Origin of the sequence: Plantactinospora sp. B5E13 (assembly GCF_039871775.1) — a bacterium.
GTDB lineage: Bacteria > Actinomycetota > Actinomycetes > Mycobacteriales > Micromonosporaceae > Plantactinospora.
In genome coordinates this window covers 24,050-38,188 of the sequence record NZ_JBDPLT010000012.1, presented here as the reverse complement: position 1 = coordinate 38,188, position 14,139 = coordinate 24,050, and the positions used below count along the sequence as shown (strand labels likewise).

Genomic DNA, 14,139 nt, shown 5'->3' with positions numbered 1-14,139 from the left:
CCCCGGCCCCGGACAGCCACCCGGATAGGACGGACGTGGAAACCACCCTCTCTGAACAGCAGCCTCATCGTGCCCCGGCCGCCGGACCGGCCGCCGGGACAGCGCCACCGCTTGTCGCCCGGTGCCGGTCGGCGCTGCTGCGGGCCTGGCCGGCGCTGGCGGCGTACCTGACGGTTCGGCTGCTCGGAGTCAGCGTGCTGGTGGCCTGGGCGCTGGCCACCGACCGCGACCCGGTGCGGGCCCTGGCGCACGCCGACTCCGACTGGTACCTCCGGCTCGCCGAGCACGGCTACACCGGGCCGTACCACCCGAAGGACCTGGCCTTCTTCCCGCTGTACCCCGGCCTGGTCGCGCTGCTCGAACCCGTCTCGCCGTTCGGCTTCCCCGGCACCGGCGTGGTGGTCGGCTGGCTCGGTGCGCTCGCGGCGGCCTGGGCGCTCTTCGCGGTCGGCGACCACCTGTACGGGCGTCGGGCCGGCATCCTGCTGGCCGTGCTCTGGGGCTGCCTGCCGCACGCCGTCATCCAGTCGATGGCGTACACCGAGGGGCTGTTCACCGCGCTCTGCGGCTGGGCGCTGTACGCGCTGCTGACCCGGCGCTGGCTCGTGGCCGGCGGACTGACCGTGCTCGCCGGGCTGACCCGGCCGACCGCGACCGCGCTGATCGGGGTGGTCGGGCTGGCGGCGCTGATCGCGCTGGTCCGCCGCCGGGACGGCTGGCGCCCCCTGGCGGCGCTCCTGGTGGCACCGCTGGGTTGGCTGGGCTACCTGCTCTGGGTCGCCACCGAGACCGGGCGCCTGGACGGCTGGTTCCACATCCAGAACACCCTCTGGACGATGTCGTACGACGGCGGCGGCTACACGTTGGAGACCGGCTACCGGTACCTGAGCCGCCCGTCGGAGCTGGAGCTGGACAACCTGGCCTTCTACGTGGTCGGCGTGGTGCTGATCGCCGCCGTCGTTCTGCTCGCGTGCAGCCTCTGGCAGCGCCAGCCCTGGCAGTTGTGGCTGTTCAGCGGCGTGCTGCTGGCCACCACGATCGGCGCGGACGGCTATTTCCACTCCAAGGCGCGGTTCCTGCTGCCCGCCTTCGCGCTCCTGCTGCCGCCGGCGGCCGCGCTCGCCCGGGCCAACCGGTTCGTGGCCTGGCTCGCGGTTGGTGTCCTGTTGGTGATGTCCGCCGGTTTCGGCGGGTATCTCATGTTGATCTGGCGTTGGTCGCCGTAGCACGGATAGCGCTGACCGGCCACAGGACGCGGTGAACTCCACCGTTGCCGGCGGTGGGGGGCTGTGGCAAACTCGACGCGCTTGACGGCACGGGGCTTCGGCGCACGGCGAGCCGAGCCAGCGACTGCAACATTACGCCAGGGTGAACATTACACCAACACCAGGGAGCCGCGCCACAATGATCCTTGCTTCTCTGCCTGCCCGCGTGCCGGCGACCGGAGCTCGGCGATGAGGCTCGCACGCGCGGCAGCCCGTTCGGTCCGGCAGCGGGCCGCCCAGTCGGCCCGAGTCGGGCTGCGACTGACCGCCTCCCCGCAGGTCGTCCGGTCCCGGGTGGGGTCCGGGCTGTGGACGGCGGTACTGGCGGCGCCGGGACTTCCCGAGCGGACCCGCAGCGAACTCGCCGGCCAGCTCCAGACCAGCCTGCTGCGCGCCGGCCGGTCGGCGCAGGCGGTTCGCGCCGCCCGGGTCGCGCTGTCCCGGGTCCACGACCGTCGGCTCCGCGCCGACCTGCTGCTGCGGCAGGCCACCGCCGAACTCGAGAACGGCACGCCCCCCAGCCTGCCGGCGGCGGTCGCCGCCGAACTGGCCGTCGCCGACGGACTACTCGCCGCGGGCGACGCCCGCCGGGCGACCGCCTCGATACTGGCCGTCCAGCGGCTGCTGTTCAACCGACGGTTGCACTTCGACCGGATGTCGTCGCCGCTGGCCGCCGACGCGGGACGCTTCCTCGCCCAGTGGCACGACAGCGCTGCGGTCCAGGCACTGTCCGCACCCCGGGGCCGCACCGGCGTACCCGGACCGGTTCCGACCGACCGGCCGCTGCGGCTACTGATCGCCACGTACGGCAACCACGGCTTCCTGAAGACCCTCCGGCGCCACTTCGACGCGCGTCCCGACGTCGAACTCCGGTTCCTGGACCCGGGCGAGGACGGCGGAGAACACGTTCCGCTGCTCAACGACACCCGCTCGATGGTCGAGCACATCCTGCGTGGCAGGTCGACGTACGGCGACCGGGTCCGGAAGTGGCTCACCCCGCACGTCGAATGGGCCGACGTCGTCTTCGTCGATTGGGTCGCCCCGCTAGCCGTCCTGTTCACCCTGGTCGATCCCGGGTCAACCCGGATCGTGACCCGGCTGCACAGCTTCGAGGCGTTCGCCCTCTGGCCCCACCTGATGGACTTCACCCGGGTGGACGACGTCGTCTTCGTCTCCGACCACCTACGCGACCTCGCACTCGCCGCCGTACCCGGATTCACCTCTGGCGGATGCCGGCTGCACGTACTGAGCAATTCGATGGACCTGCGGTCGTTCCGGCGGCCAAAACGGCCGGACGCCCGCTTCACCCTCGCGGTGGTGGGCGTCAAGGCGATCGCCAAGGACCCCGGCTGGGCGGTGCGGGTGCTCCGCCACCTGCGCGGACACGACGAGCGGTACCGGTTGCTCTTCTTCGGCACCGAGGTCCGGGCGGAGACGAACCCGGACACCCGCCGGTTCTGGGCGGATCTACGGGCCGAGATCGGCGACCTCGAGGCGACCGGCGCCGTAGTCCGGATGGGCCAGCACGACGACGTCCCGGAGGCGCTTCGCGACGTCGGGGTCATCGTCAGCAGCTCGGTCCGGGAAGGCGCCCCCTGCGCGCTGATCGAGGGCGCGGCCAGCGGCGCGGTACCAGTGGTCCGGGACTGGCCGTTCTTCGCCGGCAAGCCGGCGAGCGCCCGCACCCTCTTCCCGGAGGACTGGGTGGTCGACACCCCGGAGGAAGCGGCTGAACGGATCCGCGTGGCCACCGCCACCGAGGAGAGCTGGCGGTCGATCCGCGAGGCGGCGGCGGACCACGCCATCGCCAACTGGGACTGGGAGGTCGTGAAGCCCGGCTTCGACGAGCTGATCCTTGGCACGGCGGGCGAAAGCGGTACCGCAGTCGCGACAGCGGGCGGTAAGCCGGACGCGCGCTAGGCGCGGCCGGTACCAGCGTGGGCGTACGGGACCGGACCGGTCTGCTCGACAGCAGCGGTCCGACCCGGCGATGAGGAGGAGAGGACCAATGGTCGCGACGGGGACGGAGGCGCCGACGGCGCCGGCCCGGATCGTGATGCTCGTCGACAACGGGGTCAACGGCGACTCGCGGGTGCAGAAGACCGCGCGGTCGGCGGCCGACGCCGGCTGGGACGTCGTCCTGCTCGGCCGCTCGCAGACCGGCCAACCGGCGAGCTGGCGTCTGGGCGAGGCGCAGGTCCAGCTCCTGCGTATGCCCAGCCCGCTGCGCCAGCGCCGGCACGAGTACCGGCGGCACTGGCTCGTCGCGCCGTTCGCGTACCCGCCGACCGGGATCGCCGCGCACCGGGCCCAGGCGGTCCGAGCCTGGCAGGCGGACCTGGCGGTACGGCGGGCACTGCTGGCCGGCGGCTCCGGTGGGCCGCTGCGGCGGGCCGGGCTGCGGGTGCGGGAACTCGCTGCCAAGGTCGTCAAGAAGTGGGTCTCGTTCCGCTACTGGCAACTCACCACCTCGCAACGGCTGCGCAACTCGCTGCGCAGCCCCTGGGACCGGGCCTACACCCTGTTCTGGCGAAAGGTACTCGGGGTACGGGCGTGGCGGCGGCTCGAACCACAACTGTGGGACTTCGAGCTGGCCTACGGCGAGACCGTCGACGCCCTGGCGCCCGACATCATCTACGCCAACGACTTCCGGATGCTCGGCGTGGGCGCCCGGGCGAAGATCCGGGCCCGGGCCCGGGGCCGGGACATCAAGCTCATCTGGGACGTGCACGAGTACCTGCCCGGAGTGAAGCCCCGCGCCAACCACCACCGGTGGATGCCGGCCAACCACGCCCACGAGCGCGAGTACGCACCGCACGTCGACGCGGTGATCACCGTGTCGGAGCGGCTGGCCGAACTGCTGCGGCGGGACTACTCCCTGCCGGAGCTGCCGTCCGTCGTGCTCAACACACCGAACGCCGCCGACGTCTCGGCACCGCTCGACGAGAGCACCGCGGACATCCGCACGGCCTGCGGGCTGGGCCCGGAGACGCCGCTCGTCGTCTACAGCGGCGCGGCGGCGGCCCAGCGCGGCATGGGGGTGATGGTGGAGGCGATGCCGCAGCTGCCCGGGGTGCACGTCGCGTTCGTGGTCAACGACCCACACGGCCCGTACCTGACCGGCCTGGTCAACCGGGCGAAGGAGCTGGGCGCGGCGGACCGGCTGCACGTGCTGCCGTACGTCGCGCACAACCAGGTGGTCCGGTTCCTCTCCACGGCGACGGCCGGGGTCATCCCGATCCACCACTGGCTCAACCACGAGATCCAGCTGATTACCAAGTTCTTCGAGTACTCGCACGCGCGGCTGCCGATCGTGGTCAGTGACGTCGAGACGATGGCCGCGACGACCCGGGAGAACGGTCAGGGCGAGGTCTTCCGGGTCGACGACGTCCAGGAGTACGTCCGGGCGGTGCGAGCGATCGTCGCCGATCCGGAGCGGTACCGGGCGGCGTACCGGTCCATCGATCTCGCGGCGTGGACCTGGGAGGCGCAGGCGGTGGTCCAGGACCGGCTGTACCGCCGGTTGGCGCCGCCGCACCGGCTGCCGGCGGGCCCGGTCGGGGCCCCGGCCATCGACCAACCGGACGTCACGGTGCTGGTCGGGCAGTGACCCGCCCCTACGTCCCCCGGTACCACAGACCACAGCTCTAGGGATGGAAAATGACTGATGCGGTGATTCTCGGGCTTGGCTACGTGGGCCTCCCGCTGGCCCGGGAGGCGGTCCGGTCCGGGGCGTCCGTGCTCGGTTTCGACGTCGACAACCGGGTCGTCGACGGGCTGAACGCCGGACGTTCCCACGTCGACGACCTCTCCGACGGCGACATCGCCACGATGCTCAGCGGCGGGTTCCGGGCCACCTCGGACGAGACCGAGATCGCCTCGGCGCGGGCCGCGATCATCTGCGTGCCCACCCCGCTCGGCGACGACCACGGACCGGACCTGACCGCGGTCCGCTCCGCCGCACACACCGTGGCACGCAACCTGCGGCCCGGCATGCTGGTGGTCCTGGAGTCCACGACGTACCCCGGGACCACCGACGAGGTGGTCCGGCCGATCCTGGAGGCCGGCGGGCTCACCGCCGGCGTCGATTTCCACCTGGCCTTCTCCCCCGAGCGCATCGACCCGGGCAACCAGACGTACGGCCCGCACAACACCCCGAAGGTGGTCGGCGGACACACCCCGGCCTGCGCCGAACGGGCCGCCGAGCTCTACGGCCGGTTCGTCGATACGATCGTGCGGACCCGGGGGACCCGGGAGGCGGAGACCGCGAAGCTGCTGGAGAACACCTACCGGCACGTCAACATCGCCCTGGTCAACGAGATGGCCCGGTTCTGTCACGAGCTCGACATCGACCTGTGGGACGTGATCAGAGCGGCGAGCAGCAAGCCCTTCGGCTTCCAGGCCTTCTACCCGGGCCCGGGCGTCGGCGGGCACTGCATCCCGATCGACCCGAACTACCTGAGCCACAACGTCCGGGTGAAGCTGGGCTACCCGTTCCGGTTCGTGGAGCTGGCCCAGGAGATCAACGCCACGATGCCGAACTACGTCGCCCGGCGGGCCCAGAACATCCTCAACGACGCGGGCCTGGCCACCAACGGCGCGCGCGTCGTGCTGCTCGGCGTGACCTACAAGCCGGACATCGCCGACCAGCGCGAGTCGCCGGCCGTCCCGCTGGCCCGGCTGCTCGCCGGCCTCGGCGCCAAGCTCAGCTACCACGACCCGTACGTGCACGACTGGCGGGCGCCCGGAATCGACGTCCAGCGGGTGGACGACCCCGACGCCGCCGCCGCCGAGGCGGACCTGGCCATCCTGGTGCAGAACCACCGCGCCTACGATGCCGAGCACCTGGCGGGCGTGGCCAAGCGGTTCTTCGACACCCGTGGCGTGACGACCGGCGACAACTCGTACCGCCTCTGACCCAACGCGACGTGGCCGCTCCGCCGGTACGGCGTCGGGGCGGCCACGTCGACTTTCCCGGCAGACAAGAGATCGGCGACGAATCCCCTCATGCGAGATCGGCGACAGTGATGAACAGTGGACCTGGTTCCCCGCCGGCAACGACACCCGGGACAGCAGGGTTCGCCCGGCCCGTCGGGCGGGATCCGTCCCGCCCACACCTCGTCTACCTGGCGATCGGGTTCCCACCGGCTGCGAAGAGCTCCACCTACCGGCTGTTGGAGACCGCCAACCAGTTCTGTGCCGTCGGCTGGGACGTCACGGTGGTCACCCTCGTGGCCGCCGCCTGGGAGCGGGAGTACGGGCTGGACCACAGCCTCACCGCCCGGGTCGATCCACGGGTCCGGGTCGTCGAACTTCCGCTGGCCCGCGAGGACCTGGAGACGGACATCCGGGCCTTTCCCGAATCCCGCGCCATCGATCCCCGACGGTGGCTCAGGGAGCTGAGGGAACGCTCCACCCGGCTGTTCCCGGAGCGGATCTTCGGCGCCTGGCGCCCGGCCATCGAGGAGGCGGTGCTCCGGATCCACCGAGAGCGTCCGGTCGACCTGCTGGTCTCCACGTCCACGCCGTACGTGACCCTGACCGGGGCGTGGCGGCTGTGGGAGGAGGCCCGGGTCCCGTACGTGGTCGACTTCCGCGACGGCTGGTCCCTCGACGTGATCAACGGCGGTGAGGCGTTCCCGAAGACCTCGGTCGCCGGCCAGTGGGAGGCGAAGGTCTTCGGCCAGGCCATCTCACTCTGGTTCGTCAACGACCCCATCGCCGGGTTCTACCGGGAGCGCTATCCGGAGCTGGCCGACCGGATCCGGACCGTCCGCAACGGCTACGACCCGGAGAGCGTACCCGCCCAGGTCCGTCGGCCCGGACCGGACGATCCGCTGACCTTCGGCTACCTCGGTGCTCTCAACCTCCCGATCGCCCTGCTCGAGGCGGTGCTGGACGGTTGGCGGACCGCCCGCCGCGAGGACCCGCTCCTCGCCCGCGCCACCTTCGAGGTCCGTGGGCACATCGGTGCCGGGTACGCCCGGGGCGACAACCTGCACATGGAGCTGCTGAAGAAGGCCGCCCCGGACGGGGTGGTCAGCGGCGGGCCGGTGCCGAAGGCCGAGGTCGCCGAGACGTACGGGCGCTGGGACGCGCTCGTGCTGATGGTGACCGGGGGGCGGTTCATGACCTCGGGCAAGGTCTACGAGCTCGCCGCGTCCGGGCTGCCGGTGGTGTCGGCGCACGAGGCCGAGCACGACGCCTCGACGGTGCTGTCCAGCTATCCGCTCTGGACCGGAGCGGTCGGCCTGGAACCCGAACGGCTCGCCGCCGCGTTCCGGGACGCCGCCCGGATCGCGCTCACCGCGACGGACGCCGACCGGGCCAAGGCCCGGGCCAGCGCCGAGCAGTTCGCCCGCGGCGCCCAGTTGGCGCCCGCGGTCCGGCACGTGACCGGCCTGGTCCGCCCGGCGCTGCTGGCGGCCAACCCCGCCCGGTCCCACACCCCGCCACACGAGGGATAACCCATGGTCAACGTGCTCATCCTGGCCGGTGCCGCGCCGCCCCGGCCGGCCGTCCTGCTCGAGGCCCTGGAAGAATTCCGGGAACGCGGTGCGATCGTGCACCTCGGCTGCTACTTTCCGCTGAACCGGCTGCCGGCGCTGGACGGGCTGGCCGAGGCGTACGCCCTGCCGACCTCGGCACCACGCGGGGGTCTGCGCCGCCCGGTGCTGCGTGCCGAACCGACCCGGCGGATGTGGCTCAACGTCCGCAGCGATCCCTGGTTGCGCCGCCGTGCACAGGAGGCGGACATCCTGGTGGCCCTCGACTGGCAGGCGGTCTACCTGGTCTGGCGGTTGGCGCAGCGCCACCCCGAACCGGACGCCGTCTACGGTCTCGCGCCGTCCCTGACCGCCGTCGAGAAGCGGCTCGGCGACAGCCGGCCGGTGTCGGCGCCCACCCGTGGACGTACCGTCTCCCCGCTCGGGCTGCTGGTGGCCGACGCCCGGCGCAACACCCAGGACCTGGCCCGGACGGTGGTGGAGGGCGCCACCGGCCGGAAGGTGATGCGGGTCCGGGCCGCCCGTCAGGTCTGGACCGCGGCCCTGGGGATGCCGGGCATACCGGACAGCCCCCGGGCCCGGCTCGCCCAACGGGTCCAGGAGAGCATGAAGAAGGCCGGACACGGGGCCAGCGCCGCCGGGGTGGCCACCGCCGCCACCCGCCACCTGCAAAACCCCGGCGTCCGGGCGAAGCTGCTCACTCCGCTGGTCGACGCCGAACTGGCCGCCGGGCGCCGGCCCGAACACCTGGAGACGGTGGTGGCCGGCGAACTGGCCACCGCCGACGCGCTCTACCGGGCCAAGGACCTCACCAACGCGATCGCGGCGACGGGTCGGGTACTGGACCGGATCTTCAACCGGGCGCTGCACATCGACACGCTCTCCTCACCCATCGCCGAGGACCCGGCGGGCTACCTCGGTCCGTACCACAACAGTGCGGTCGGACGGGCGCTCGCCGCACCCCGGGGCCGGTCCGGGACGGCCGGACCGCCGCCGACCGACCGTCCACTCCGGCTGCTCGTCGCCACCGGCCTCAACGACCACTTCGTCGACCCGATCCGCCGGCACTACGAGACCGTGCCGGAGGTGGAGGTCCGCCGCCTCGACCTGACCGAGGAGCCGCTCCGGACCTTCCTCACCAACGCCCGGGCCCGACTGGTCGCGGACGGTCTCGCCGGTGGTTCCCGGTACACCGCCCAGGCGAACGAGATCTTCGGCCCGCACCTGGCGTGGGCCGACACCATCCTGGTGGACTGGTGCGCGGCCCCCGCCGCCATGCTCACCCTCGCCGACCCCGGAAACACCCGGGTGATCGTGCGGCTGCACCGCTTCGAGGCGTTCTCCGTCTGGCCGCACCTGATCGACTTCTCCCGGGTCGACGACCTGGTCTTCGTCTCCGAGCACATGCGCGAACTGACCATGGCGGCCGTACCCCGGTTGTCCGGCCCCGACGCGCCCCGGACCCACGTCCTGGCCAACGCGATGAGCCTGCGGAACTACGTCGCCCCGAAGGACGCCGGGGCCCGGTTCACCGTCGGTGTCCTCGGCATCGGCGCGGTGGCGAAGGACCCCCGCTGGGCGATCGAGGTGCTGCGGTTGCTCCGTGCGCACGATCCGCGCTACCGGCTGCTGCTGATCGGCTCCGACATCAAACCCGAGGTCAGCCCGGCCGCCCGACGGTACCGGGAGGCGTACGAGCGGGACCTCGTCGAGCTGGAGTCCACCGGCGCGGTACGTCGGCTCGGCCAGACCCGGGACGTGGCCGGGGCGCTCACCCAGGTCGGCGTCATCCTCAGCAGTTCGGTCAGCGAGGGCGCCCCGTACGCCGTGGTGGAGGGGACCGCCAGTGCCGCCGTGCCGGTGGTGCGGAACTGGCCGTTCTACTCCGGTGGGCGGCACGGCGCGGACACCCTCTATCCGGCGGACTGGGTGGTGGACACCCCGGAGCAGGCGGCCGCGCGGATCCTGGCGGTGACCGAGACCGAACGCATCTGGCAGGACGCCGGTCGGGAGGCGGCGGCGTACGTCTTCGCGCACTGGGACTGGAGTGTGGTCCAGCGGGACTTCGACCGACTGCTGCTCGGCGGACCCTCGGGCGCACGTCCAGCAGCGGCACCCCGCTGGGGCGGGCAGTGAACTGAACGGTCGCCGTCCCGACCGGTGACGAACCGGAGGGCCGCCCGACGCGCGGTCAGTACGCGCCGGGCGGCCCCCGAAGTACCGGACAGCCGCCCGGCACCGGAATCTCAGACGGTTTCCGCCACCCGCGGCCGGCCCTCGGCACCGGCGTCGGCCCAGGTCGAATCCGTCCGGGTCGGGCGGGTACGGCCGGTCAGGGTGCGGTAGACGTCGTCGAGCACCCTGGCCTGCGCCTCCCAGGTCCAGTTCACCAGCAGGTCCGGTCGGTCGTAGGCGGCACGGTACCGGTCCGGGTCGGCCAGCACGGCCCGTACCGCACGGACGTAGTCCGCCCGGTCCTGCGCCCGGAAGACCTCGCCCTGGCCGGTGGACCGGGTGGTGTCGGCCATCGTCCGGACGTCGCTGACCACGATCGGCAGCCGGGCGTGCGAGTACTCCAGGTACTTGGTGATCAGCGCCAGTTCGTGGTTGGGCTTGTGGTGGATCGGGATGACGCCCGCGTCCGCCGCCGACAGGAACGCCGGCACCTGCCAGTACCGGACGTAGGGCAACACATGTACCCGGTCGCCGACACCGAGTTCCACGGCGCGGGCCCGGAGCTGGTCGGACGCCTCGTTGGCGCTGCCCGAGGTCAGCGTCACCAGCGCGACGTGCACCCCGGGCAGGTCCGGCAGCGACTCGACCATGATGTCGACCCCACGGCTGGCGTTGACCGCCCCGCTGTAGACCAGCAGCGGGGTCTCCGGGCCGATCCCACAGAGGCCACGCAGGTCCGGAGTGGCCAGGTCCGCCTCGTCGGCCGGCGGTGGACCGACCACCGGCGCGTTCAGCACCACGTACGGCCGCGCCGGCAGCCGGTGGGTCTGCTGGAGCAGCTCGGCGAGGGTGTCGGAGACGGTCACCACCGCGTCGGCGTGCCGGATGTACTCCTCGACGTGCGCGACCTGGGCGGGCAGCCAACGTACGTTGTCCTCCCGCCCGCTGACGCCGGCGACGAACTCGTGGGCGTCCCAGACCAGGCGGGTCGGCCGCCCCTGGGCCCGGGCCCGCAGCACCGCCCGGGCCCCCACCCCGATCATCCGGAAGTCGTGGGCGTGGATCAGATCCGGCTTCAGCTCGTCGATGACGTTGCGGAACGCCAGCTCGTAGTCCCAGAGCCCACGGTCCAGCCGGCGCCAACTGCGGCTGCCGAGCAGCTTGCGCCAGAAGGCGACGGAGAGCCGGGTCAGCAGGGTGTTCGGATCCTGCTGGTTGCGTTGCAGCCGGTGCAGCTCCCCGGCCCGGAACCGCACCCAGCGGGCGAGCGCCTTGGCGGTGAGCCGGGCCGGCAGTTGGAGGGTGCCACCGAACATCGCCGGCAACCGCCCGCCGCCGGTCGCCCGGGCGACCTCCCACGCCGTCCGCCGCTCGTGCATGGCGGCCTGCCACGCCCGGACCTTCTGGATCCGGTAGGCCGCGTGAAAGCCGGGCGGATACGCCAGCGGGCGGCGCAGCGACCGCTGGAACACGGTCGGATGCCGCCCCAGGCCGCGGCCCACCGGCAGCAGTTTCACCCGTGCCTCGCCGATCTGCCACTGGTCGGTTTCGGACTGGCCGCCGAGGACTCCGAGCAGGACGACGTCCCAGCCCGCCTCGGCCGCCGACCGGGCCGTCTTCTGCACCCGCGAGTCGCCGTGCACGCCGTTGTCGACGAGCATGACGACCCGCCCACGTCCGGTGGCCCGGGCGCTGTGGTCGGAGGTCATTCTTCCCAGCCATTCCCTCGTGTCGTGGGTGTGCCGGCTACCCCGGGGCGAGGAGCACGGACGAACCGCTCCGGGCCCGTCGGACCGGACCGGTCGCCGACTCCGGGGCGGGCGCCGGTCACCCCGGCTCTCCCCGGGACGCGTGACCGGTCCGGGCGGGTCCTAGAGCGTGACGGTGCTGCCGTCGCGGGCGGACCGCAGCGTCGAGGCGGCGACCCGGACGGTACGCAGGCCCTGGCGCAGGGTCACGATATCGCTCTCCTTGCCCTCGACCGCGTCCCGGAACCGCTCGTGCTCGACGAGCAGCGGTTCACGCTTGGGGATGGCGTACCGGACCATGTCGCCCTCGGCGACACCCCGGAACGCCCGCAGCGCCTCCCACTCGGTGTCGATCGCCCCGTTGGCGTAGAAGGTGAGGTCGGCGGTGAGCGTGTCGGCGACAAAACATCCCCGCGCGCCGGTGATCACCGTGGACCGCTCCTTCAGCGGGCTCAGCCAGTTGACCAGGTGGTTGACCATCGTGCCGTCGGCGAGCTGACCGACCGCCGCCACCATGTCCTCGTGCGCCCGTCCGCTGCGGGACACGGTCCGGGCCGAGACGGCGACGTACTCCTGTCCGGTGACCCAGGCGGTCAGGTCGATGTCGTGGGTGGCGAGGTCCATCACCACACCGACGTCGGCGATCCGGTGCGGGTACGGCCCCTGCCGCCGGGTCACCACCTGGTAGACGTCGCCGAGTTCGCCCGCCTCCAGTCGGGTCCGCAGGCTCTGCAGCGCCGGGTTGTACCGCTCGATGTGCCCGACCCCGGCAACCAGTCCGGCCGACTCGAACGCCTCCACCAGCCGGGTCGCCGCCTCGTCCGACGGGGCGAGCGGCTTCTCGATCAGCGCGCAGACCCCCGCCGCGGCCAACTCCAGACCGACCTGTTCGTGCAGCGCGGTCGGGCAGGCGACCACCGCGTAGTCGGGCTTCAGTGCGATCAGCTCCGCCACCGTACGCAGGACCGGTGCCCGCAGGGTGCCGGTCGTGTCGCCGGCCGGGTCGACCACGCCGACCAGTTCCACACCGTCCAGATTGGACAGGATTCGGGCGTGGTTGCGGCCCATCGCACCCAGGCCGATCAGCCCGGCACGCAGCCGTGGGGCCGCCGCGCTCACCGGGTCACCGCCACCGCGTTCACGGCCTCGACGATGCGCTCCAGCTCGGCCGGGGTCAGCGACGGGTGGATCGGCAGCGACAGCACCTCGCGGGCGGCCCGCTCGGTCTCCGGCAGCTCCCACGGGCCCGGCTGGCCGTCCTCGCCCAGGTACGGCTTCAGCCGGTGGATCGGGGTGGGGTAGTAGACCGCGCTGCCCACCCCCCGGGCGAGCAGTTCCTGCTGGACCGCGTCCCGGTCCCCGGGGACCCGGACGGTGTACTGGTGGTAGACGTGCCGGGCCGCGTCCGCCACCGGCGGGGTGACCACACCGGCGAGCCGGGCGTCGAGGAACTTCGCGTTCGCCCGCCGCTGCTCGGTCCACTCCGGCAACTGGCGCAGCTGTACCCGGCCGATCGCCGCCGCCACGTCGGTCATCCGCATGTTCGCCCCGACGATCTCGTTGGCGTACCGCTGTTCCATGCCCTGGTTGCGCAGCAGCCGCAGGGTACGGGCGAACGCCGGGTCGGCGGTGCTGATCATGCCGCCTTCCAGGGCGTGCATGTTCTTCGTGGGGTAGAAGCTGAAGGTGCCGGCGTTCCCGAAGGCGCCGACGGGCTGACCGCCCAGCGCGGCACCGTGTGCCTGGCAGGCGTCCTCAACGACGGCGAGGCCGTGCCGCTGCGCGATCGGCATCAGCCGGTCCATCGCTGCCGGGTGACCGTAGAGGTGCACCGGCATGATCGCCACGGTACGGGCGGTGATGGCCGCGCTGACCGCGTCCGGGTCGAGGTTGAAGCTGTGGGGTTCGATGTCGGCGAAGACCGGTTCGGCACCGACCAGCCGGACCGCGTTGGCGGTCGCCGCGAAGGTGAACGCCGGCACCACGACCTCGTCACCGGGGCCGATCCCCAACGCCATCAGGGTCAGCTGCAGAGCGGAGGTGCCCGAGTTGACCGCGACGCAGTGCCGACCGGCCACCAGCTCGGAGAACTCCTCCTCGAACGCCGCCACCTCCGGGCCCTGCACCACCCGGCCACTGCGGAGCACCCGTACGGCAGCCTCGATCTCCGCGTCTCCGATGACTGGTTTGGCAGGCGGAATCAGGTCTGCGTTCGGCCCGGCCATGGGCATTCCTCCGTTGCTGAGGGGTCGCGTTGGGGATGCGACGCTAGCCCGGGCAGGTTGACAGTGGGTGCGTCTTGGCCGAACAAGCGGTGCTGGGAAGGTGACCACCGCCGGACGTTCAGGTGACCGGGCCGGTGGCGGCGAGGACAGCGGGACGGCGCCGACCCGATGGCACGGCGGTGCCTCCGGGGCAATGCGGCGGGACGAGAGTCGGGCGGCC

General features: G+C 72.4%; 9 protein-coding genes. 6 read left to right on the top strand and 3 right to left on the bottom strand.

The genetic code is table 11. The features are described from left to right. Positions 1-35: 35 nt before the first annotated feature. The 6 genes from ABGB05_RS13545 to ABGB05_RS13520 all read left to right on the top strand — a co-directional run bounded on the left by ABGB05_RS13545 (position 36) and on the right by ABGB05_RS13520 (position 9,907). Entirely contained in the window at positions 36-1,226 is a 1,191-nt protein-coding gene (locus tag ABGB05_RS13545) for a hypothetical protein (protein ID WP_347653618.1), read from the top strand. 228 nt (positions 1,227-1,454) lie between these two features. After that, positions 1,455-3,185: a glycosyltransferase gene (locus tag ABGB05_RS13540; protein WP_347653617.1), complete on the top strand. Its 1,731-nt coding sequence runs from the start codon at positions 1,455-1,457 to the stop codon at positions 3,183-3,185. Positions 3,186-3,321: 136 nt separating this feature from the next. Further along, positions 3,322-4,875, top strand: coding sequence for a glycosyltransferase (locus ABGB05_RS13535; RefSeq protein WP_347653747.1), 1,554 nt, complete (start codon positions 3,322-3,324; stop codon positions 4,873-4,875). A 50-nt stretch (positions 4,876-4,925) separates the two neighbouring features. After that, a complete protein-coding gene (locus ABGB05_RS13530) occupies positions 4,926-6,182 on the top strand; it encodes a nucleotide sugar dehydrogenase (protein ID WP_347653616.1) in 1,257 nt (418 codons plus the stop codon). 110 nt (positions 6,183-6,292) lie between these two features. After that, positions 6,293-7,732, top strand: coding sequence for a glycosyl transferase (locus ABGB05_RS13525; protein WP_347653615.1), 1,440 nt, complete (start codon positions 6,293-6,295; stop codon positions 7,730-7,732). A gap of 3 nt (positions 7,733-7,735) precedes the next feature. Then, entirely contained in the window at positions 7,736-9,907 is a 2,172-nt protein-coding gene (locus ABGB05_RS13520; protein WP_347653614.1) for a glycosyltransferase family 1 protein, read from the top strand. Between the two features lie 110 nt (positions 9,908-10,017). Here ABGB05_RS13520 and ABGB05_RS13515 read toward each other — a convergent pair whose 3' ends face one another. The 3 genes from ABGB05_RS13515 to ABGB05_RS13505 form a co-directional block, all read right to left on the bottom strand. Continuing rightward, positions 10,018-11,655, bottom strand: a complete 1,638-nt coding sequence (locus ABGB05_RS13515) for a glycosyltransferase family 4 protein (RefSeq protein WP_347653613.1) — start codon at positions 11,653-11,655, stop codon at positions 10,018-10,020. Between the two features lie 162 nt (positions 11,656-11,817). Further along, complete coding sequence (locus ABGB05_RS13510; protein WP_347653612.1) at positions 11,818-12,813, bottom strand: Gfo/Idh/MocA family oxidoreductase; 996 nt, start codon at positions 12,811-12,813, stop codon at positions 11,818-11,820. Further along, a complete protein-coding gene (locus ABGB05_RS13505) occupies positions 12,810-13,919 on the bottom strand; it encodes a DegT/DnrJ/EryC1/StrS family aminotransferase (protein WP_347653611.1) in 1,110 nt (369 codons plus the stop codon). Before ABGB05_RS13505 ends, ABGB05_RS13510 begins: the two co-directional genes overlap by 4 nt. Between the last annotated feature and the right edge of the window lie 220 nt (positions 13,920-14,139).

Coding starts and splice junctions, on each gene's coding strand:
- ABGB05_RS13515 (WP_347653613.1), bottom strand. CDS start 11,655: ATGACCTCCGACCACAGCGCCCGGGCCACCGGACGTGGGCGGGTCGTC.
- ABGB05_RS13530 (WP_347653616.1), top strand. CDS start 4,926: ATGACTGATGCGGTGATTCTCGGGCTTGGCTACGTGGGCCTCCCGCTG.
- ABGB05_RS13525 (WP_347653615.1), top strand. CDS start 6,293: ATGAACAGTGGACCTGGTTCCCCGCCGGCAACGACACCCGGGACAGCA.
- ABGB05_RS13540 (WP_347653617.1), top strand. CDS start 1,455: ATGAGGCTCGCACGCGCGGCAGCCCGTTCGGTCCGGCAGCGGGCCGCC.
- ABGB05_RS13520 (WP_347653614.1), top strand. CDS start 7,736: ATGGTCAACGTGCTCATCCTGGCCGGTGCCGCGCCGCCCCGGCCGGCC.
- ABGB05_RS13535 (WP_347653747.1), top strand. CDS start 3,322: ATGCTCGTCGACAACGGGGTCAACGGCGACTCGCGGGTGCAGAAGACC.
- ABGB05_RS13505 (WP_347653611.1), bottom strand. CDS start 13,919: ATGGCCGGGCCGAACGCAGACCTGATTCCGCCTGCCAAACCAGTCATC.